This is a genomic window from uncultured Lactobacillus sp. (assembly GCF_902491705.1).
GTDB lineage: Bacteria > Bacillota > Bacilli > Lactobacillales > Lactobacillaceae > Lactobacillus.
Genome location: NZ_CABUIW010000008.1, coordinates 1 through 20776, shown reverse-complemented (window position 1 = coordinate 20776; position 20776 = coordinate 1). Strand labels below are relative to the sequence as shown.

The 20776-nt window shown below is 36.2% G+C and carries 22 protein-coding genes; all 22 read left to right on the top strand.

From position 1 onward, the window contains the following. Positions 1-3 precede the first annotated feature (3 nt). The 22 genes from ylqF to RDN22_RS02765 all read left to right on the top strand — a co-directional run bounded on the left by ylqF (position 4) and on the right by RDN22_RS02765 (position 20286). Positions 4-843 (top strand): ribosome biogenesis GTPase YlqF, encoded by an 840-nt coding sequence (ylqF, locus tag RDN22_RS02870; RefSeq protein WP_308555722.1) that lies wholly within the window; start codon positions 4-6, stop codon positions 841-843. Next, the gene (locus RDN22_RS02865; RefSeq protein ID WP_308555720.1) at positions 840-1598 is read left to right on the top strand and encodes a ribonuclease HII; all 759 of its coding nucleotides are present in this window, start codon (positions 840-842) and stop codon (positions 1596-1598) included. The genes ylqF and RDN22_RS02865 overlap by 4 nt, the downstream gene beginning before the upstream one ends. A 52-nt stretch (positions 1599-1650) precedes the next feature. Then, on the top strand, positions 1651-2499 hold the full coding sequence (dprA, locus tag RDN22_RS02860; protein ID WP_308555718.1) for a DNA-processing protein DprA: 849 nt from the start codon (positions 1651-1653) through the stop codon (positions 2497-2499). Between the two features lie 70 nt (positions 2500-2569). Continuing rightward, positions 2570-4687, top strand: a complete 2118-nt coding sequence (gene topA, locus RDN22_RS02855; RefSeq protein ID WP_308555716.1) for a type I DNA topoisomerase — start codon at positions 2570-2572, stop codon at positions 4685-4687. A gap of 31 nt (positions 4688-4718) precedes the next feature. Then, the gene (gene trmFO, locus RDN22_RS02850) at positions 4719-6035 is read left to right on the top strand and encodes a methylenetetrahydrofolate--tRNA-(uracil(54)-C(5))-methyltransferase (FADH(2)-oxidizing) TrmFO (RefSeq protein ID WP_308555714.1); all 1317 of its coding nucleotides are present in this window, start codon (positions 4719-4721) and stop codon (positions 6033-6035) included. After that, positions 6035-6943: a tyrosine recombinase XerC gene (xerC, locus tag RDN22_RS02845; RefSeq protein WP_308555712.1), complete on the top strand. Its 909-nt coding sequence runs from the start codon at positions 6035-6037 to the stop codon at positions 6941-6943. Before trmFO ends, xerC begins: the two co-directional genes overlap by 1 nt. 9 nt (positions 6944-6952) lie before the next feature. Continuing rightward, positions 6953-7477, top strand: coding sequence for an HslVU peptidase proteolytic subunit (gene hslV / locus RDN22_RS02840; RefSeq protein ID WP_308555710.1), 525 nt, complete (start codon positions 6953-6955; stop codon positions 7475-7477). A gap of 11 nt (positions 7478-7488) precedes the next feature. Further along, positions 7489-8886 (top strand): ATP-dependent protease ATPase subunit HslU, encoded by a 1398-nt coding sequence (gene hslU / locus RDN22_RS02835; RefSeq protein WP_308555708.1) that lies wholly within the window; start codon positions 7489-7491, stop codon positions 8884-8886. A gap of 141 nt (positions 8887-9027) precedes the next feature. Beyond that, positions 9028-9924: an aldose 1-epimerase family protein gene (locus RDN22_RS02830; RefSeq protein ID WP_308555706.1), complete on the top strand. Its 897-nt coding sequence runs from the start codon at positions 9028-9030 to the stop codon at positions 9922-9924. A gap of 107 nt (positions 9925-10031) precedes the next feature. Next, a complete protein-coding gene (locus RDN22_RS02825) occupies positions 10032-11294 on the top strand; it encodes a PTS transporter subunit EIIC (protein ID WP_308555783.1) in 1263 nt (420 codons plus the stop codon). Then, positions 11281-12144, top strand: coding sequence for an alpha/beta hydrolase (locus RDN22_RS02820; protein ID WP_308555704.1), 864 nt, complete (start codon positions 11281-11283; stop codon positions 12142-12144). Before RDN22_RS02825 ends, RDN22_RS02820 begins: the two co-directional genes overlap by 14 nt. A gap of 159 nt (positions 12145-12303) precedes the next feature. Then, positions 12304-13239: an aldo/keto reductase gene (locus RDN22_RS02815; RefSeq protein ID WP_308555702.1), complete on the top strand. Its 936-nt coding sequence runs from the start codon at positions 12304-12306 to the stop codon at positions 13237-13239. Positions 13240-13253: 14 nt separating this feature from the next. Next, entirely contained in the window at positions 13254-13661 is a 408-nt protein-coding gene (locus tag RDN22_RS02810; protein ID WP_308555700.1) for a MerR family transcriptional regulator, read from the top strand. Positions 13662-13673: 12 nt separating this feature from the next. Continuing rightward, a complete protein-coding gene (locus RDN22_RS02805; protein ID WP_308555698.1) occupies positions 13674-14045 on the top strand; it encodes a DUF2255 family protein in 372 nt (123 codons plus the stop codon). 17 nt (positions 14046-14062) lie between these two features. Beyond that, positions 14063-14860 carry an aldo/keto reductase gene (locus RDN22_RS02800; RefSeq protein ID WP_308555696.1) on the top strand — a complete coding sequence of 266 codons (798 nt, stop codon included), beginning with the start codon at positions 14063-14065 and terminating at the stop codon, positions 14858-14860. Positions 14861-14883: 23 nt separating this feature from the next. Next, complete coding sequence (locus RDN22_RS02795; RefSeq protein ID WP_308555694.1) at positions 14884-15537, top strand: nitroreductase; 654 nt, start codon at positions 14884-14886, stop codon at positions 15535-15537. A gap of 11 nt (positions 15538-15548) precedes the next feature. Beyond that, positions 15549-15875 (top strand): putative quinol monooxygenase, encoded by a 327-nt coding sequence (locus tag RDN22_RS02790; RefSeq protein WP_308555692.1) that lies wholly within the window; start codon positions 15549-15551, stop codon positions 15873-15875. A gap of 26 nt (positions 15876-15901) precedes the next feature. After that, positions 15902-16900, top strand: a complete 999-nt coding sequence (locus RDN22_RS02785) for an aldo/keto reductase (protein WP_308555690.1) — start codon at positions 15902-15904, stop codon at positions 16898-16900. A gap of 11 nt (positions 16901-16911) precedes the next feature. Continuing rightward, positions 16912-17640, top strand: coding sequence for an SDR family oxidoreductase (locus RDN22_RS02780; RefSeq protein WP_308555688.1), 729 nt, complete (start codon positions 16912-16914; stop codon positions 17638-17640). A gap of 29 nt (positions 17641-17669) precedes the next feature. After that, a complete protein-coding gene (locus RDN22_RS02775; protein ID WP_308555686.1) occupies positions 17670-18305 on the top strand; it encodes an NAD(P)H-binding protein in 636 nt (211 codons plus the stop codon). A gap of 82 nt (positions 18306-18387) precedes the next feature. Next, positions 18388-19179, top strand: coding sequence for an alpha/beta hydrolase-fold protein (locus tag RDN22_RS02770; RefSeq protein ID WP_308555684.1), 792 nt, complete (start codon positions 18388-18390; stop codon positions 19177-19179). A gap of 102 nt (positions 19180-19281) precedes the next feature. Then, entirely contained in the window at positions 19282-20286 is a 1005-nt protein-coding gene (locus RDN22_RS02765; protein ID WP_308555682.1) for an aldo/keto reductase, read from the top strand. Positions 20287-20776: the final 490 nt, after the last annotated feature.

Genomic DNA, 20776 nt, shown 5'->3' with positions numbered 1-20776 from the left:
ATTATGGCAACAATTCAATGGTATCCAGGACATATGAATAAAGCTCGTAATCAACTAGAAGATAAAATGGGCTTAATCGATGTTTTGGTGGAAGTACTAGATGCAAGAATTCCAGAATCATCTAGAAATCCCATGATTGAAGAATTAGTTGGTAATAAGCCACACATTATTATTTTGAATAAAGCTGACTTAGCTGATCCTGTTTTAACTAAAGAATGGGCTAAGAAACTTAATGGTCCTGATAAATATGTTTTAGCTTTAGACTCTTTGCATAATACAAATATGCAAAAATTGATTTCTCTAGTTAAAAAAGCTGCTTCAGAAAAAACTAAGAAGTTAGAAGCTCGTGGAGCGTCAAATCCGACTATCAGAATTGCTTTGGCCGGAATTCCTAACTGCGGCAAATCAACTGTGATTAATCGTCTTGTGGGAAGAAACGTAGCTGAAGTTGGTAATAAGCCAGGCGTTACTAAAGGTCAAAGATGGCTGAAAACTAGCGCAAATATTCAAGTGTTAGATACACCAGGAATCTTATGGCCTAAGTTTTCTGATCAAGAAGTTGGCTATAAATTAGCTGCTTTTGGTGCGATTAAAGATAGCGTATTCCATGCTGACGATGTAGCTTTATACGTATTAGAAAACTTGCGCGAGCATTATTTAAAAGACTTAGTTAAGTTCTCTAAATTAAGTGAAGCTGATATTAATAACTTGTCTGATGCGGATGTCTTATTAGCAATGACCGAAAAATACGGTATGCGTGATGACTATGATCGCTTCTCCTTATTTATGTTGCAACGTTTACGTAAGGGTGCAATTGGAAGGATTACGCTTGATAGACCATGACAATTAAAGAAATAAAAGAGCTATTAAAACAAGACATTACTGAAGAGCAGATCACTGAATTAGAAAATGATCCTCGTAGCGGTGTACAAAAATTATTAGTTAGCTATCGTAAAAGACAAGAAAAACTCTTAGAGAAAAAACAAGCCTTTGGAAAGCGTTTTGCTTATGAAAAAGAATTTTGGGCTAAAAATCAGTTAGTAGCCGGTGTTGATGAAGTTGGACGTGGTCCATTAGCTGGTCCCGTAGTTACTGCTGCGGTTATTATCGATCATGATTTTGATTTGATTGATGTAAATGATTCAAAGAAATTGACGCCTGAAAGACGTCTGAAGCTTTACCCTAAGATTTTGGAAGAAGCCGTAAGTGTAGGGATCGGCGTCAAAAGTCCGCAAGTAATCGATCAAATTAATATTTATGAAGCAGATAGACAAGCAATGGCACAAGCTGTAAGAGCACTTGATGTAAAACCAGATGCACTTTTAGTTGATGCTATGGATGTTCCCGTTGACTTGCCACAGGTAAAGTTGATTAAGGGGGATGCAAAGTCCAATTCAATTGCGGCAGCTTCAATTGTAGCCAAGGTGTTCAGAGACAAATTGATGGACGATTATGATAAGATATATCCTCAATACGGTTTCCCGAATAATGCCGGCTATGGCACTAAAGAACATATTGCAGCTTTGAAAAAATATGGTCCTACTCCAATTCATAGAAAGACTTTTGCACCTGTCAGCGATTTTTTTGAAAAAAACTAAATCTCTAAAAAGAAAACAGCGATTTTTTGCGTAATAAACAGTGGAGGCTTTTATGAATAAGACAGAATTTTTATTAAAACTGAAACTGCAAAAAGGAATTGGTTACGTAAAATTGCTCACAATTGCTAAACAGATGAATAGTGAGCAAGAAATTGAAGCTGAAGATCTTAAAGAGATGGAATTGTCAGATCAACTATTAAAGGCATGTCTAAAAGCTTTTCAGGATAAAGACCTTGATCGACTAGTACGCCAAATTTATTGTCAGTGTGATGTAATCAGCTTTTTTGATAAAGAATATCCTGAAAAATTACGCCAAATTTATCAACCACCCCTTATTTTGTTTGCTCAAGGAGATACTTCACTTCTTTCAAAAGAAATTGTTTCTATTGTAGGATCGCGGCATCCAACAAGTTACAGTAAAGAAGTAATGAAAAAATTGGTACCGAACTTGCTTGAACAGAACATGGTAATTGCAAGTGGCTTAGCTCAAGGCGTTGATGCTTTGGCACACCATACTACTTTGAATAATCAAGGGCGAACAATTGCGGTAATTGGTAATGGATTGAATTATTCTTATCCTAAACAAAATACCTGGTTGCAAAATCAAATTAGGCAAAAAGGTTTGGTAATTAGTGAATATTTGCCTGATACTCCGCCTAGACCCTATAGATTCCCAGAAAGGAATCGAATTATTGCTGGTTTAAGTAAAAGTGTTATTGTCACTGAAGCTAAAGAAAAGTCGGGTTCATTAATTACGGCAAACTTAGCTTTGCAAGAAAATCGTGATATTTATGCGGTGCCGGGAGCAATAACTAGCGAGCTTTCTGCTGGACCAAATCAATTGATTGAAGCAGGAGCTATTCCGATAGTAAATTTCAAATTTAAAAATGGAAAGATTTGACAATTCATAAAGTATTATTTAATCTGTGGACTGTAATTAAAAAAATAATATTTCAATAAGGAGGCATTTAATGCCTACTAAAGCAAAAAGTAAATCAAAAACTAAAAAACGTAAGAAAACCTTGGTAATTGTGGAGTCACCTGCAAAAGCCAAGACAATTGAAAAATATTTAGGTAGAAATTATCATGTAATCGCTTCAAAAGGACATATTCGTGATTTACCTAAATCACAAATGGGAATCGACTTTGAAGACGACTATAAGCCAAAATATATTTCTATTCGTGGTAAAGGTGACACCATTAAAGAATTGAAGAGTGAAGCTAAAAAGGCTAAAGATGTATATTTGGCATCCGACCCCGATCGTGAAGGAGAAGCCATTGCTTGGCACGTAGCTCATGCTCTTAATTTAGATGAAAAAGCTAAAAACAGAGTAACTTTTAACGAAGTTACTAAAGATGCTGTTAAAGAAAGCTTTAAACATCCTCGAACTATCGATATGGACACAGTTGATGCCCAACAAGCTCGTAGAGTTTTGGACAGAATAGTAGGTTATTCACTTTCACCAATTCTTTGGGCTAAAGTTAAAAAAGGCTTGAGTGCAGGTCGTGTTCAATCTGTTGCCTTAAAACTTGTAATTGACCGTGAAAAGGAAATTAAAGAATTTAAACCAAAAGAATACTGGTCAATTGATGCAGAATTCAAGAAGGGCAAAGAAAGCTTTAAGTCAGCATTTTATGGTGTTGATGGTAAAAAGAAAGAATTGCCTAATATTGATGCTGTCAAAGATGTTTTGGCAAAAATTGATAAAAAGAAAGACTTTGAAGTTGAAAAAGTCGTTTCTAGACAACGTCGTCGTCAACCAGCTGCACCATTTACTACTTCTACAATGCAACAAGAGGCTAACAAACGCTTAGGCTACAGAACTCGTAGAACAATGAGCATTGCTCAGCAACTATATGAAGGAATTAGTTTAGGTAAGCAAGGCACTGTAGGTTTAATTACCTATATGAGAACTGACTCAAAGCGTACTTCTCCTGTTGCTCAACAAGAAGCTTCTAAGTTCTTGCATGAAAAATATGGTGCTGAATTTGCTGCTAAGAGTCAAAGACACTTCCAAAACCAAGAAGATGCTCAAGATGCCCACGAAGCTATTCGTCCTACTAGCGTTTATAGAACTCCAGAATCACTTAAGAGCGTTTTAACAACTGAACAATATCGTTTGTACAAGTTGATCTGGTCAAGATTCTTGGCTAGTGAAATGACTCCAGCTGTATATGACACAGTTAGAGCTGATATTGTACAAAATGGTGTAATGTTTAGAACAACTGGTTCTAAGATGAAGTTTGCTGGTTTTACTAAGGTTTATGATAACCAACAAGAAAAGAATGTTGACTTGCCAGACTTAGAAGAAGGCGACAAAGTCAAAATGACTAAGTCTGATAACAAGCAACACTTTACTCAACCACCAGCACGCTATACTGAAGCTAGCTTAGTTCATGCTTTGGAAGAAAATGGCGTAGGGCGTCCATCTACTTATGCACCAACAATTGATACGATTCAACGTCGTTACTATGTAAAGCTTGAAGGTCGTTCAATTGTGCCAACGGAATTGGGTGAAATTGTAGATACATTAGTTGAACAATTCTTCCCAGATATTGCCAATGTCGATTACACTGCTCATCTTGAAGATGAACTTGATGAAGTCGAAGACGGCAAGAAGAAGTGGGTCAACGTTGTTGATGAATATTACCAACCATTTAAAAAAGAATTAGATAAAGCCGATAGCGAAATCGAAAAGGTTCAAATTAAAGATGAACCAGCTGGCTTTAACTGTGATATCTGTGGTGCCCCAATGGTAATTAAGATGGGTCGATATGGTAAGTTCTATGCTTGTTCACGCTTCCCAGACTGCCGCAACACTAAGCCGATAGTTAAAGAAATTGGCGTTTTGTGTCCAAAATGTGGCAAGGGTCAAGTGGTAGAAAAGAAGTCTAGAAGAAACCGTAAATTCTATGGTTGTTCTCGCTATCCAGAATGTGATTTCGTTTCTTGGGATAAGCCAGTTGGCAGAAATTGTCCAAATGATGGTCATTTCTTGGTTGAAAAACATTCAAAGAAGGGCCCAGTTATTCTTTGTCCAAACGGCGATTACCGTGAAGATCCACAAGAAGATGAAACTGATAAGTAAAATTTAAATATAAAGAAATAAAGGTGATTTGATGCCAAAAAATGTTACTGTAATTGGAGCAGGATTAGCCGGAAGTGAAGCTACTTGGCAACTGGCTAAGCGTGGAATCCATGTTGATCTTTATGAAATGCGTCCAAAGAAAGAAACTCCTGCACACGAAACTGGCGAATTTGCAGAGCTTGTTTGTACAAACTCAATGCGTTCAAATCAGTTGTCTAATGCAGTAGGCCTTTTAAAAGAAGAAATGCGTCATATGGATTCTTTAATCATGAAGGCTGCTGATAAAACCCAAGTTCCAGCAGGTGGCGCTTTGGCTGTTGACCGTGATAGTTTTAGTAAATATGTTACTGATACGCTTCGCGGCCTTGATAATGTAACTGTTCATGAAGAAGAAATTACTAAAATTCCAGAAGAAGGCATCACAATTATTGCCACTGGTCCTTTGACTAGTGATGCACTTGCTGAACAAATTCAAGAATTTTCAGGTACTGATAGTCTTCACTTCTTTGATGCTGCTGCTCCAATTGTTGCAGCAGATTCAATTGACATGGACATTGTTTACAAGAAGTCACGTTATGATCGCGGTGAAGCAGCTTATTTAAACTGCCCAATGACTAAAGAGCAATATGAAAAGTTTGCTCATGAATTGATTAATGCAGAAACTGCTCAGCTTCATGGTTTTGAAAATAGTGACGTATTTGAGGGATGCATGCCAATTGAAGTAATGGCTGCTCGTGGTGCTAAAACTATGTTATTTGGCCCATTGAAGCCAGTAGGTTTGGAAGATCCTCATACAGGTGAAACTCCATATGCTGTAGTTCAATTGCGTCAAGATAATGCTGCTGCTTCAATGTATAACATTGTTGGTTTTCAAACTCACTTGAAGTTTGGCGAACAAAAGCGTGTCTTCTCTATGATTCCGGGTCTTGAAAATGCTCGTTTCGTTCGCTACGGCAAGATGCATAGAAATACTTACATGGCTTCTCCAGATGTGTTAACAGCTAGCTATGAAGCTAAAAACAGACCAGGTTTGTTCTTTGCAGGTCAAATGACTGGTGTTGAAGGCTATGTTGAAAGTGCTGGTAGCGGATTAGTTGCTGGTGTTAATGCAGCAAGAGAAGCTTTAGATGAAAATACTGTTGCTTTTCCAAAAGACACTGCATTAGGCTCAATGGCTAACTATGTAACCACTACTAGTGCCAAGCATTTCCAACCAATGAATGCTAGTTTTGCGCTTTTGCCAGCCCTTGAAGGTAAAAAGATCCGTAAAAAGCGTGAACGTCACGAAAAAATTAGTGAACGTGGTTTGGCTAGCTTAGATAAATTTAAGGCGGAAGTCTTAGACTAATGAGTAGCGAAAAGGATGAACTAGATCAATTTATCTCTTACTTGAAGTTTGAAAGACGTTATAGCGAAAAAACTGTTTCGTCTTATAATAGCGATTTGAATGAAGCTAAAAAATTTTGGCAAGAAAATGCCGGCTTTAATGGCTGGACGAAAGTAACTGAAAGAGATATTCAGGTCTACTTGCAACATTTAGCAGATAGAAAACTAGCTCGCAGCAGTCAAGCAAGACAAATGTCGAGTTTGCACTCGTTTTATCGTTTTTTAACTAAGAGAAGGATTATAAAAATTGATCCTACTCAGGCTATTAACTTAAGACGGGGCGAGAAAAAATTGCCGCAGTTTTTCTACCAGCCTGAGATAAAGCAAGTGTTTGATTCCTTGCAAGGAAATGAGCCACTGACTGTTCGAAACTTAGCACTGTTTGAATTATTTTACGCTACAGGGATGCGAGTTAGCGAAGTTAGCGGCTTAACAATAAAGCAAATTGATTTAGATTTACAGACAATTTTAGTTCACGGAAAAGGTAACAAAGATCGTTACGTTGCCTTTGATGATCAAACTAAAAAATCCCTGCTTAATTATTTGAATAATGCTCGTCCGCTTTTATTGAAAGATAAAGATGAACAGCATGTCTTCTTGAGCAATCAAGGAAAGGCGATCAGTGATCGCGGCATCCAATATGTAATGCAAAAGACTTTTAATAAAGCAGGGATTAGTGGTAAAGTACATCCACATGAGCTTCGTCATACTTTTGCGACAGCAATGCTAAATAATGGTGCGGATATGCGTAGCGTGCAAGAATTATTGGGCCACAGCAGTTTGTCTGCCACCCAAATTTATACGCATGTGACGACGGCTCATTTAAAATCAGATTATGAAAAATATTTTCCTCGGAATAAAGAAAGTTGAGGTTTAATAATGACAACAATTTGTTCAGTAAGATATAACGGCAAGACTGCTATTGCAGGTGATGGTCAAGTTACTTTAGGTGAAAAAGTAATTGCCAAGGCTACTGCAAGAAAGATTCGTAGAATTTACCATGATCGTGTAATTATTGGTTTTGCTGGTGGTGTAGCTGATGCAGTAAGCTTGCAAGATATGCTTGAAGGCAAGCTTGAAAGCTACAGTGGTGACTTACGTCGTGCAGCTGTTGAAATGGCTCAAGCATGGCGCAAAGATCCAACTTTACAAAAGTTGAACGCAATGCTTATTGCTTTTGACGATAAGGATCTTTTACTTATTTCAGGTAATGGTGAAGTACTTGAACCAGATGAAAATGTAGTTGCAATTGGTTCAGGTGGTAACTTTGCTCAAGCTGCTGCAATCGCAATGACTCGTCATGCAAAAGACATGAAGGCCGATGAAATTGCTCATGAAGCAGTTAAGATTGCATCAGGTATTGATGTATTTACTGATGATCAAATTATCACTGATGAAATTTAGGAGAAAAAATAATGGCTATTAAGACCCCAAAAGAAATAGTTAGAATCTTAAATGAATATATTATTGGTCAAGATGAAGCAAAGAAATCAGTAGCGATTGCTCTTTATAACCGTTACCGTAGAATGCAACTTAATAAAGAGATGCAAAAAGAAATCACACCTAAGAACTTGCTAATGGCTGGTCCTACTGGTGTTGGTAAAACTGAAATTGCTCGTCGTTTGGCAGATATCGTTGAAGCACCTTTTGTTAAGGTTGAAGCTACTAAGTTTACTGAAGTTGGATATGTTGGTCGTGACGTTGAATCAATGGTCCGTGACTTGGTTAGCGAAGCTGTCCGCATGGAAGAAAAGGATCAATTTGATCGAGTAAAGCCACAAGCTACTAAAGAAGCTAACAAACAATTAGTACGTCTTCTTGCACCTGGTGTCAAGCATGAAAAACGCGAAAACCAAATGCAACAAATGCAAGATATGATGTCAATGCTCATGGGTGGACCAAACCAAAATAACAATGATCAAGAAGAAGTAACTGATGAAGTTCGTAATCAAAGAATGGATGTTGCTGAAAAATTAAACAAGGGACTTCTTGAAGATCGTGAAGTTACTATTGAAGTTGAACAAGCTCCTAAGGCAAGCCCAATGAGTGACATGATGGGTCAAATGGGCATGGACATGGGCTCAATGCTTAATGACATTATGCCTAAGAAGAAAGTTAAGCGTACTTTGCCAGTTAGAGAAGCACGTGAAGTCTTGATTCAAGAAGAATCACGCAAGTTGGTCGACTACGATACTATTTACCAACGTGCTATTGAAAGAAGTCAAAACAACGGTATTATCTTTATCGACGAAATTGATAAGATTATCGCTGGTAATAAGCGTAATTCTGGTGAAGTTTCTCGTGAAGGTGTGCAAAGAGATATCTTGCCAATTGTTGAAGGTTCAACTGTAAATACTAAGTATGGTCCTGTATCAACTGATCACATTTTGTTTATTGCAGCAGGTGCCTTTGCTGAAAGCAAGCCAAGTGACTTAATTCCAGAACTTCAGGGTCGTTTTCCAATTCGTGTAGAATTGAATGCTTTGACTAAAGACGACTTTGTAAAGATCTTGAAGGACCCACAAAATTCACTTCTTAAGCAATATGTTGCTTTGATGAAGGCTGATGGAATTAAGTTAGTCTTTACTCAAGAAGCAGTTGATAAGATTGCTGAAATTGCCTTTGATGTCAACCAAGGTACTGATAATATTGGTGCAAGACGTCTTTCAACTATTCTTGAAAAGTTGCTTGAAGATGTTCTTTACGAAGGTCCAGATATGGAAATGGGAGAAATTACCATTACCGAAGCCTATGTTGAAGATAAATTAGGCGATATTATTATGAACAAGGATTTAACCAAATTTATCTTATAAAAAGTCGAAAAGCAGCCCATTGGGCTGTTTTTTTCTGCTCAAAATTAGAGCTGACTTATTATAGCAATATGTTAGAATATAAGTAATCAAAGCGATTACATTCTGATTTTTGTTGTTTGATAAGTAAAGGATAAATAGATTATGGATTATACAATTGAAAATAATATGATAAAAGTGGTCATTTCAGATCACGGTGCTGAAATTCAGAGCGTAAAAGGCGCTCACTCTGGTGAAGAATATATGTGGCAAGCTGATCCAGAAATCTGGGGCAGACATGCACCTATTCTTTTCCCTATTGTTGGTCGTTTAAAGAATGATGAATATACTTATAAAGGCAAGACTTATCATATGGGTCAACATGGTTTTGCTAGAAATTCTGACTTTGAAGTGGAAAACCACACTCAAGAAAGTATCACCTTCTTATTAAAGGATAACGAAGAAACACGTAAGATTTATCCATTTAAGTTCGAATTCAGAGTTAACTACAATTTAATGAACAACTTGCTTGAAGAAAACTTTAGTGTTGTTAACAAATCAGATGAAACTATGATCTTTGGTGTTGGTGGACACCCAGGCTTCAACTTGCCAACTAAGGATGGTGCTAAGAAGGAAGATTACTACTTCGACATGCACCCATCTGTTGCACGTGTTAAGATCCCACTTAAGAATGCAAGTCTTGACTGGAATAATCGTTCTCTTGCTTCAACAGACAGTCTTATTACTTTAAGTGATGACTTATTTAAGGACGATGCACTAATTTATGAATTGCACGGACACGACAATAAGGTTTCACTTAGAACTGATAAAAGTAAGTTCCACATCAATGTTTGGACTAGAAATGCTCCATTCGTAGGTATTTGGTCACAATATCCTAAGACTGCTAACTATGTCTGCATTGAACCATGGTGGGGCATTGCAGATAGAGACGATGCAGATGGAAAACTAGAAGACAAATACGGAATGAATCATTTGGAACCAGGTAAAGAATTCCAAGCAGGCTTCAGTATTACTTACCACGCTGATTCAGACCCTGAATAACATAATATAAGGCGTTTAAAAAAATAAACGCTTTTTTTCTTGTCCTAAAACTCCTAAAAATGTATATTTGTAAAAAAGGAAAAGGGTGGGAGTATGAATGAGAAAAAATAATTGATTTACTTGCTAAGTATAAGCAACTAACCTTTATTAAAATATTTCAGCAAACATTAATTGCACTATTTCCAATTGCATTAATTGGGTCGTATTGTTGGGTAATTACTAATAGTTTTTTGACAAATAATAGCTTTTTTGGACAATTAACTAATATTTCTAAGTGGTTTCCTGCTTATACCTTTTTTGCACCAATTGTTAACGATATTAGCCTTGCAACAACGGGTGTATTTAGCCTGTATGCGGCTTTTATCAGTTCAGAGCTAACTGTCCGTCATTATGGCAAAAATTCTGGTCTAGTGGGAGTAACTAGCGTTTCAGCCTACATTTTGATGTTTGTTCATACAATTCGCAATACTCAGCGAATAGAGATGAACTATTATAATGCCATGTGGTTTATTTTCGGCATTGTTGTAGGCTACTTGGTCGGTTTAATTTTTGTGAAATTTGGCAATAAAAAAGAGCAGACAGATAAAGAAATTTTAACCAATATTTTTGTTAATATGCGTCCAATTCTTATAGTTTTGGGAATTGCTTTAGTTATTCACTTAGGATACGCAACTTACCGTCAATATCAGATGGATCGTATTGTTGCACAAAGCGTGCAGGTTGTGGCTAGCCAGCATAGTACTTATGGTGTTTCAATTTTAATTTCGTTAATCACGACTATTACTATGTGGTTAGGTTATGCTGGAAATTTGAATTTTAACAGTAATATTTTTGGTAATGAATCTGTAGCTAACTTGAGCTATGCTTTGTCACACAAAACACCATGGAATATTCCATATCCATATACATTGCAATCTCTTTTTAACGGCTTCGGTAGAATTGGTGGTGTAGGTGCAACTTTAGCATTAATCATTGCAGTTATTCTGGTTAGTCATCAAAAACAGAAGCGTAAGATTGCGATTAGCAGTAGTTTGCCAATATTCTTCAATATTAACTTTTCATTAGTTACTGGTATTCCAACAATTTTGAATCCTATTTATTTAATTCCGTTTGCATTAACGCCAATTGTAAATATGATACTTGGTACTATTGCAATTGGTTTAAGAATGTTTCCACCTTTGGTCTATCCAGTACCAGATGGAACTCCAGGAATGCTTGGGCCCTTGATGGGAACAGGTGGCGATATCTGGGCATTAATTTATACAATTTTCATTTTAATTGTTGATGTACTAATTTATCTGCCTTTTGTACGACTGGATGATAAAGTAAATGAAAAAGTAGAGGGGATGGCAATAAATGAAACTATTTAAAAAATTATGGCTACCTTTATTAATTCTCCTAACTACTTTGATTATTGCAATTCCAGCGACAATTTATGCTAGAAATAATGCTGATAAATTGCAGATGCGGCGTGACTCTCGTATGTCACCAATAATTATGATTCCGGGTAGTTCTGCTTCAGTAAATCGTTTCGATACTTTAGTACAAAAAATTAATCAAAGAGATCGTCGAAATCATAGTTTGCTTAAGGTCTATGTAAAAGAAAACGGACAAATGATCTTTACTGGACGAATTAGGCGGCAAGATAATGAGCCATTTATTGTAGTTGGCTTTCAAAATAACCATGATGGCTATAGCAATATTAAAAAGCAGGCACGCTGGTTTAATATGGCCTTTAATGAGTTAAAGAGACGGTATAACTTTAACAACTTTAAGGCAGTAGGGCACTCAAATGGTGGTTTGATTTATACAGCATTTTTAGAAAATTATTTCAATACTACCAGTAACAAATTGATTAGAATCAAAGTTTTGATGACAATTGGTTCACCATATAACTTTGCAGAGACTTCTAATCGTCCTACGCAAATGCTCAAAGATTTTGTGAAAAATAGAAAGAAATTACCTAAATATTTAACAATGTATTCAGTTGCGGGGACCAAGAATTATGTGGCTGATGGTATTGTCCCTGTTTCAAGCGTAGAAGCCGGAAAATACATTTATCAAGGTGCAGTTAAGCATTATACGCAGATAACTGTAACAGGAAGATTGGCGCAGCACTCGGCGTTGCCACAAAATAATCAGGTTTTGCAGTTGATTGAAGAATATGTATTGAATAATAATCCTACTTCTGCTGGAAGAGGTCCAAGAAGAAGAAACTAAAAGAAGAAGAAACTAAAAAGGACGATTGCTTAAAAGGCAATCGTTTTTTTGATATAAAAATTATTTTTATTTTTCTTGACCTGGAGTGAACTCCAGGTAGTATTCTATTTTTGTCAAAAGAATTACGAATTAAATAGAAACATATAAGAGGTAAAGAACATGGCTAAAAAATCACAAATTGTATTAGGAACTTGGGCTTGGGGTGACAACGGAAGTTACTTTGGTAACCACTTTGATGAAGATCACTTCAAACCAGTTTATGATGAAGCACTTAAAGATGGCTTGAACATTTGGGACACTGCATATGCATATGGTGGTGGTGCTTCAGAAACTATTTTAGGAGATTTAGCAGCAAAAACTCCACGTGAGAACATCGTGATTTCTACAAAATTCACTCCTCAAATGGAAGATGGTACTGCTAATGCAATGGAAAACATGCTTGAAGGAAGCTTAAAGCGTTTGAAGACAGATTATGTAGACTACTACTGGATTCATAATGACGCAGATGTTGAAAAGTGGACTCCACAAATTATTCCATTGCTTAAATCAGGTAAGATTAAGCACGTTGGTGTTTCTAACCACACTTTAAGTGAAATTAAACGTGTTCAAGAAATCTTGGGTGAAGCTGGATTTAAGTTAGATGCTGTTCAAAATCACTTAAGTTTATTGGATCGTACATCTGAACAAGCTGGTATTTTAGATTACTGTAAAGAAAACAATATTGAATTTTGGGCTTACATGATTTTGGAACAAGGTGCTTTAACTGGTAAGTACAATGTTGATCATCCATTCCCAGAAGGTAGTGCTCGTGCTGCAATTTATAACTCAAAATTGCCAGAATTAACTGAGTTAATTAATACTTTGAAAGAAGTAGGTGCAGCCCATGATTTAACTGTTGCTCAAACTGCAATGAGTTGGGCTGTAACTAAAGGTGTATTACCAATTATTGGTGTTACTAGTGCTAAGCATGCTGATGACGCTGCTAAGGTTGGTGCAAGTCATTTAACTAATGCTGAAGTAGAACGCTTAGAAAAAGTAGCCGATAAAGCAGGCGTTAACACTATTGGTAGCTGGGAACAAGACATGCGTGAATAATTATAGAGGTAAAAATGCCAGATTTATCAATTACACAGATTAGTAAAAAATATGATATTACCCCAGATACGCTTCGTTATTATGAGCGAATTGGTTTAATTCCCGAAGTTCCAAGAAAGAAAAATGGCAATCGCTACTATAACGAAGGGATGCAAGGATGGATCGAAATGATCGTTTGCTTGCGTCACTCAGGTGTAACAGTTGAAGCATTAATTGATTATGCTCAAATGCTTCAAGAAGGCGATTCAACTTTAGAAGCTCGAGAAGATTTGCTTAAAGAGCAACTAGAGATGCTCGAAGAAAAAAAGCATAATTTGGATAGATCAATCAATCGCTTAAAACACAAGATTTCTTTGTATGAGACCGGTGAAATTAAAAAGGGTAAATCATACTTTGAAGAATATAAAATTATGGATGACTAGGAGGCTTTTATTATGACTGAATGGACTAAAGATGAATTAAAAGATTTTGAAACAGTTGAAGCTTTGCAAAACAGACCATATGCAGATGATGGCAAAAACTTTGAACAAGATATTCCAACTTGGACTGTAGTTGACAATGGCAATCTGTATGTACGTGGTGCTAAAGGCAAGGATACAAAATGGGTTGACTTTGGTACAAGAAACGGTGGCCAAGTAGGTACTAATGGCAAAAACTATGAAGTAAATTATGAAGTGGTTAGTGATCCAGTTGAAATTAAAGCAGTAAGTGAGGCATTTACTAGCAAATATCCAGCAGGTTCAATTTTGACCATGATGACAGGGAAAACGGCTGAAAGCGCAATTGTTAAGTTAACTAAGAAATAATAGTAAGAAGGCTAAAAATGGAATATGTAACTTTAAATGATGGTCATAAGATGCCAATTCTTGGTTTTGGCGTGTACTTAATTCCAGCAAGCCAAACTGTTAAGGCTGTAACAACTGCATTGAATGATGGCTATCGCTTAATTGATACAGCAGAATACTATCGCAATGAAAAAGAAGTTGGTCAAGCTGTTAGAGAAAGTGGCATCCCTCGTGATGAAATTTTTGTCACTACTAAAATGCCACCGCAAGCAAGTTACGAAGAAGCAGCTAAAAGAATTGATGAATCATTAGCAGCATTAGATATTGATTACATTGACCTAATGTTGATTCACTGGCCTGGTAGAAATAATGTCGATACTTATCGAGCACTAGAAGATGCTCAAAAAGCTGGTAAAGTTCGTTCAATTGGTTTGAGTAGTTTTTACGGGGCAGATTATCAACAAATTCTTGATGAGTGTGACGTTATTCCTGCAGTAGATCAAAACGAAACACACGTCTTCCGTCAGCAAAAAGAATTCCAAAAGGTTCTAAAGAGTCATGGAACTGAACTTGAAGCATGGTCACCATTTGCGGAAGGTAAGAATAATATCTTTAAGAATGCAACTTTATCAAAGATTGCCCAAAAACATAGTAAGACTGTTGCACAAGTGATCTTACGTTTCTTAATTCAACGCGGAATTATTGTGATTCCAAAGAGTGTTCATGAAGAAAGAATTGCTGAGAATATTGATGTCTTTGATTTTGAATTAGATTCTGAAGACATGGCAACAATTGATGCAATGAATGAAGAAAAATCAGCATTTGGTTGGTATTAGATCACTTTAGGGGATGATAATTGATGGAAACAAAAGACGCAATAAGTAAAAGAAAATCTACACGTGCATTTTTAGACCAAGAAGTTCCAAAAGAAACAGTTGAAGAATTATTAAATTTGGCAAAACAGGCTCCATCATGGGTCAATTCACAACCAGAACATGTTTATGCAGTATCGGGTGAAAAGTTAGCTGAATTAAGAAAGGCTTATAAAGAGGCAAGCCAAGCCGGCGAAAAAGGTAATCCTGATATTCCTGTAATGCCAAGAACTGAATGGTCTGAGCAAGGTCAGGCTAATATGAAAGAATGGAATAATAGTTTACCTAAAGTATTAGGCGAAAAATGGTCTGAGATAATGGGAGACCATTCTAGCGTTCTGTACAACGTACCTAATTTATTAATTATGACTTTACCAAAAGGATATTCTGATTGGTCATTATATGATTTAGGTGCTTTTGGTCAAAACTTTGTTACTGCTGCTACAGATAAAGGTTTAGCAACAATGACTGCATATCAATTCATTAAGTATCCTAAGATATTACGTAAAGTGCTAAATATTCCAGACGATGAAGTAATCGTTATTGGGATTGGCTTTGGTTATGCAGATGAAAATGATCCAATGAATAAGATTACTTCAACGAGAATGCCGCTTGAAAAATTTGTTACTTTTGAAGATTAAGGAGAAGAACAATGAGTTTGACAATGATTTTAACTTACACTGGTAAGAATGGCGCAGCACAAAAGTATGCTAAGGAAATGGTAAGTAGTGGTATTGTTGATCGTATTCGTCAACAACCAGGTAATTTACGTTATGAATACTTTCAACCATTAGATGATCCTGAATCAATTGTTTTAATTGATACTTGGAAAGACCAAGCAGCCTTGGATGCTGATCATGATTCACCAATGATGAAGGAACTTGCTCAATTGAGAGATAAGTACGACCTTCATATGAAGGCAGAACGTTATGTTTCTGAAGAATTACCTGATCAAGATAAAGGATTCTTGAGAAAGTAAAATACTTGTTTATCGGGGATATGCATATGAAAAGAGTTAAATTAGGTAACACTGATATTGAAGTTTCACCTTTGGCAGTGGGATGCATGAGTTTTGGTAAGCCTAATCAGTATTTGAATTGGACACTAAATGAATCTGATACTGCTGATATGGTTCAACATGCTCTTGATTTAGGACTTAACTTTTTTGATACAGCCAATGCCTATGGCTTTGGCACTAGTGAAGAATACCTTGGTAAGGCACTTAAGAACAATATCTCACGTGATAAAGTTGTGATTGCGTCTAAAGTTTACTTTAACCCTGGACATTTAAGTAGCGAAGCAATTCATCGTGAAATAGATGGGACTCTTAAACGTTTGGGTACTGATTATTTGGATTTATATATCATTCACCGTTTTGATTATGAAACTCCAATTTCAGAAACAATGGAAGCTCTTAATGATCTTGTTAAGCAAGGAAAAGTTAGAGCAATCGGCGCTTCAGCAATGTACGGTTATCAATTTCACAATATGCAGGAATTCGCTAACCAAAATGGTCTAGCACAGTTCCAAACAATGGAGAATCACTATAACTTGCTTTATCGTGAAGATGAACGAGAAATGATTCCAATTTGTAAACAATACAACGTTTCCCTTATGCCGTATAGTCCGTTAGCTAGCGGTCACTTAGCTCACCTTGGTTGGAATGCCAATACTAAACGAGGTAAATCGGATGCTGTAGCAGCTGGAAAATATGATCGTATGGAGCAATTTGATTATCCTATTGTTGAACGCGTACATGAACTTGCAGAAAAGCATAATGTTCAGATGTCAGAAATTGCACTTGCTTGGGAATGGGCTAAAGGTGTAACCGCGCCGATTGTTGGCTCAACTAAAGCTAGTCATCTGGATTCAGCAGTTAAGGCATTGGACGTTGAGTTGACTGATGATGAAGTTAAATACTTAGATGAATTATATGTGCCACATCCAATTGTTGGAGCTAATTCAGAAAACACCATAATCAGTAATCTTAAACAAAGTAAATAGGAGAAATTAAGATGGCAATTAAAGATAAAGTTGTTGTTATTACAGGTGCTTCATCTGGAATTGGCGAAGCAACAGCAAAATTATTAGCTTCTAAGGGAGCTAAAGTAGTTTTAGGTGCTCGCAATCGCGATAAGCTCCAAAAAATTACTGATGAAATTGAAGATAATGGCGGTCAAGCCGTATTTGGGGTAACTGACGTAAGTAAAAAAGAAGATAACGAAGCATTAATTAAGTTAGCTAAAGATACTTTTGGAAAAGTTGATGTTGTCTTTTTAAATGCAGGAATTATGCCAGTGACCACGTTATCGGCTCTTGAGGTTGATAGATGGATGCAAACAATTGATATTAACCTTAAAGGTGTCCTTTATGGAATTGCAGCTGTTATGCCAGAATTTAAGGCTCAACATGGCGGTCAAGTTATTGCAACATCATCAGTAGCAGGACTTCAAGCGTACCCAGGATGTGCTGCTTATAGTGCTTCTAAATTTGGTGTTCGTGCGGTTATGGACACTTTAAGAATGGAATCTGCACAAGAAAAATTAAATATTCGGACTACTACTATTTATCCAGGCGCTACAGCAACAGGTTTGTATAAAAATAGTGGTAATACTACTGCAGGTCCAAATTTTGCAAGCATGTCACCAGAAAAAGTTGCGGAAGCAGTTTACCGTGTAATTGATTTACCAGAAGATACTTCTGTTAGTGATCTTACAATCGGTGCAGTTAATCAAAACTGGTAAATAGATCTCTGAAAAAGGGGATGTAATCTATGAGTAAGATTTTCATATTTGGTGGATCAGGTAGAGTTGCCACTGAACTGATTAAGGATTTAGCAGCTGATGATAGTAATAGTATTGTTGCAGCAGCTCGTCATCCTGAAAATGTTATCAAGCTTGCTAATGTAACTCCTGAAAAACTTGATTTACATGCAAATGTCGATGAGATCTTTAATCAAGTAAAGGGCAGTGATATTGTCTACTTTACTGCTGGATCACGTGGCCAAGACTTGATTCAAACTGATGCTCTTGGTGCAGTCAAAACAATGATTGCTAGTGAAAAAGCAGGTGTTAAACGCTATGTGATGTTAAGTTCAATGTATAGTTTGGATTTAGATAATATTCATATCATTCCTGGGATGGAAGATTATCTTGCAGCTAAATTCTTTGCGGATAATTATTTGCTAAATTCAACTAAGTTGGACTATACAATTATTCAGCCTACTAGATTGATGGAAACTGAAGGAACAGGCAAAATTAGTTTGGATTACACTACTTTTGGAGAAGTTCCAATTCCTGATGTTGCACGTGTTTTGGCAGATGTAATTAAATATCCAAATACTGCTAAGAAAGTTATTGAAGTAACTGGTGGCGACACTGAAATAGATGCAGCATTAAAAAGTGAATAATTAAAAATACGGACTATAGTTTTTGCTTATGTCAAAATCATAGTTCGTATTTTCTTCGTTCAAAGAAAAGAGGAGAAAAAAGATGGAAGAAATCAGTTATCAAACTTCATACCGTGGTAAAAATTACAAGAAAACAGCAAAAGTATATTTGCCTGAAGGATATACAGATTCAAAGAAATACAATGTCGTTTATTTAGTTCATGGCTCTTCTGAAGTAAAGGATGGAATGAGCATCTTAATGGAAGAAGGCAATTTTCCAAAACTTATTGATCGTTTAAATAAAAGTGGAATATTGACAGATACTATTTTTGTTTTTCCAACATACTATCCTTCTAGCGACTTTGTTTCTCCTAGCTTTTATGATGACGATCCATTAACTGAGAACTTTGCTAAAAATGAATTGATTAAAGATCTGATTCCAGCTGTAGAAAGTCATTATTCAACATATGCTAATAATACGACTGATGAAGGTATTAAAAATTCACGTGATCACCGAGCTATTGGTGGTTTTTCAATGGGTGGGATCACGACATGGTATGCATTTCAAAATGATCTACCTTACATGAGATACTTTCTCCCAATAGCTGGTCAATCTTGGATTACTGGACGAGGTGCTGGAACTAGTACATCTGCAGAAAATGCACGGATTTTGGCAAAGACTGTTGAAGAGAATCCTAACTTGGGTTTTAAGATCCTTGCTGGTTGCGGTTCAGGAGATGGAACAACTTATTTGATAGAATCGCAGATTGACTCATTAAGAAGATTGCCACAATTTGATAAACAAAATACGCAATACTACACAGTTAGTGGAAGACATGATGCTCCAACTGTCGCTCGTGTATTTGAACATTATGCAGATCAACTTTTTAAATAAAGTATAAGATATCAATGCATAAAACTAATAGCCAGACATTTAATATAAGCATTTAACATTGATAGCTTGATACTCCATAATAAAATCAAAGGAGCGAAAGTTATGAAATATAGTAAAATTCCACAAACAGATATTAAAATTTCAAAGTTAGCAGTTGGCGGTATGAGTTTCGGTAAGACGGATATAAAAACTTACCGGTGGACTTTAGATGAAGATCAAACCGATGAAATGGTCCAACATGCCTTAAGTTTAGGGATCAATTTCTTTGATACAGCTAACGTCTATGGTATGGGAACAAGTGAAGAATATATTGGTAATTCACTAAAGAAACATAAAATTCCTCGTGATCAAGTCGTACTTGCCAGCAAAATTTACTTCAATGATGGTCGCTTATCTAAAGAAGCAATCAATCGTGAAATTGATAAAAGTTTAGAGAGATTAGAAACAGATTATCTAGACTTGTACATCATTCATAGATTCGACTATGATCATCCAATTGAAGAAACAATGGAAGCTTTGGATGGATTAATTAAGGTTGGTAAAGTGAGAGCAATTGGTGCTTCAGCTATGTACGGCTATCAATTCCAGAATATGCAACATGTTGCAGAAAAGAATGGATGGCATCAATTCGTAGCAATGGAAAACCACTACAATCTTCTTTATCGTGAAGATGAACGAGAACTGATCCCAATTTGCAAGCAAGATGGAGTAATGTTAATGCCATATAGTCCACTTGCTAGTGGTCACTTGGCTCGTCCAACTTGGGAAGGAAAGTCCAAGAGAAGTGAGACAGATACTTCAGAGCGTGCTAAATATGATCATGCTAAAGAGCAAGATATGCCAATTGTTGAGCGTGTGGCTGAACTTGCAGATAAGCATAATGTTAAGATGTCCCAAATTGCATTAGCTTGGCAATGGGCAAAAGGTATCACAGCTCCAATTGTTGGCGCAACTAAAGAGAGATATCTAGATGATGCTGCTAAAGCCGTTGACGTAGAGTTGTCACCGGATGAAGTTAAATATTTAGATGAACCTTATACTGCTCATGAAGTTGTTGGTGCTTTAGATAATAACCCAGAAGGGATGCTACCTAAGAGTGCTAAATAGCTATAAATATTAAAAAAGGCTTGATATCAAGGATTTACAAATCCAAGATACCAAGCTTTTTTAGTCTCTGTTATTCTGCACGCATAAATTTATAATACAATCTGATCATCATTACAGTATTTAAGAATGAAAATACTGTAGTTGTTAATGTAATTACCATTAGTGATGTGGATTGAATACAGATAAAGTATGCAATAACTATTGAAATGGCTAATACTAAAAGATTGAGTCGCTTAGAGAACTGAACTTTTAGCTTGTTGTAATGACTGGCAAAAATGATTCCTAAATAAAAGAGTAGGATGCCTAAATATAAGCATGAAACAGCAAAGTTATGATTTGCAGTAGCTTCGCCGATAAATTTTAAGGATACAGTGATAAGACTCAATCCAAATAAAATAAAGTAATGCAAATAAATTAATAGATTTGAAGTGAGACCCAAAAGTTAGACACTTTTGGGTCTTTTATTATGACTAAATTTAATAAAGAACAA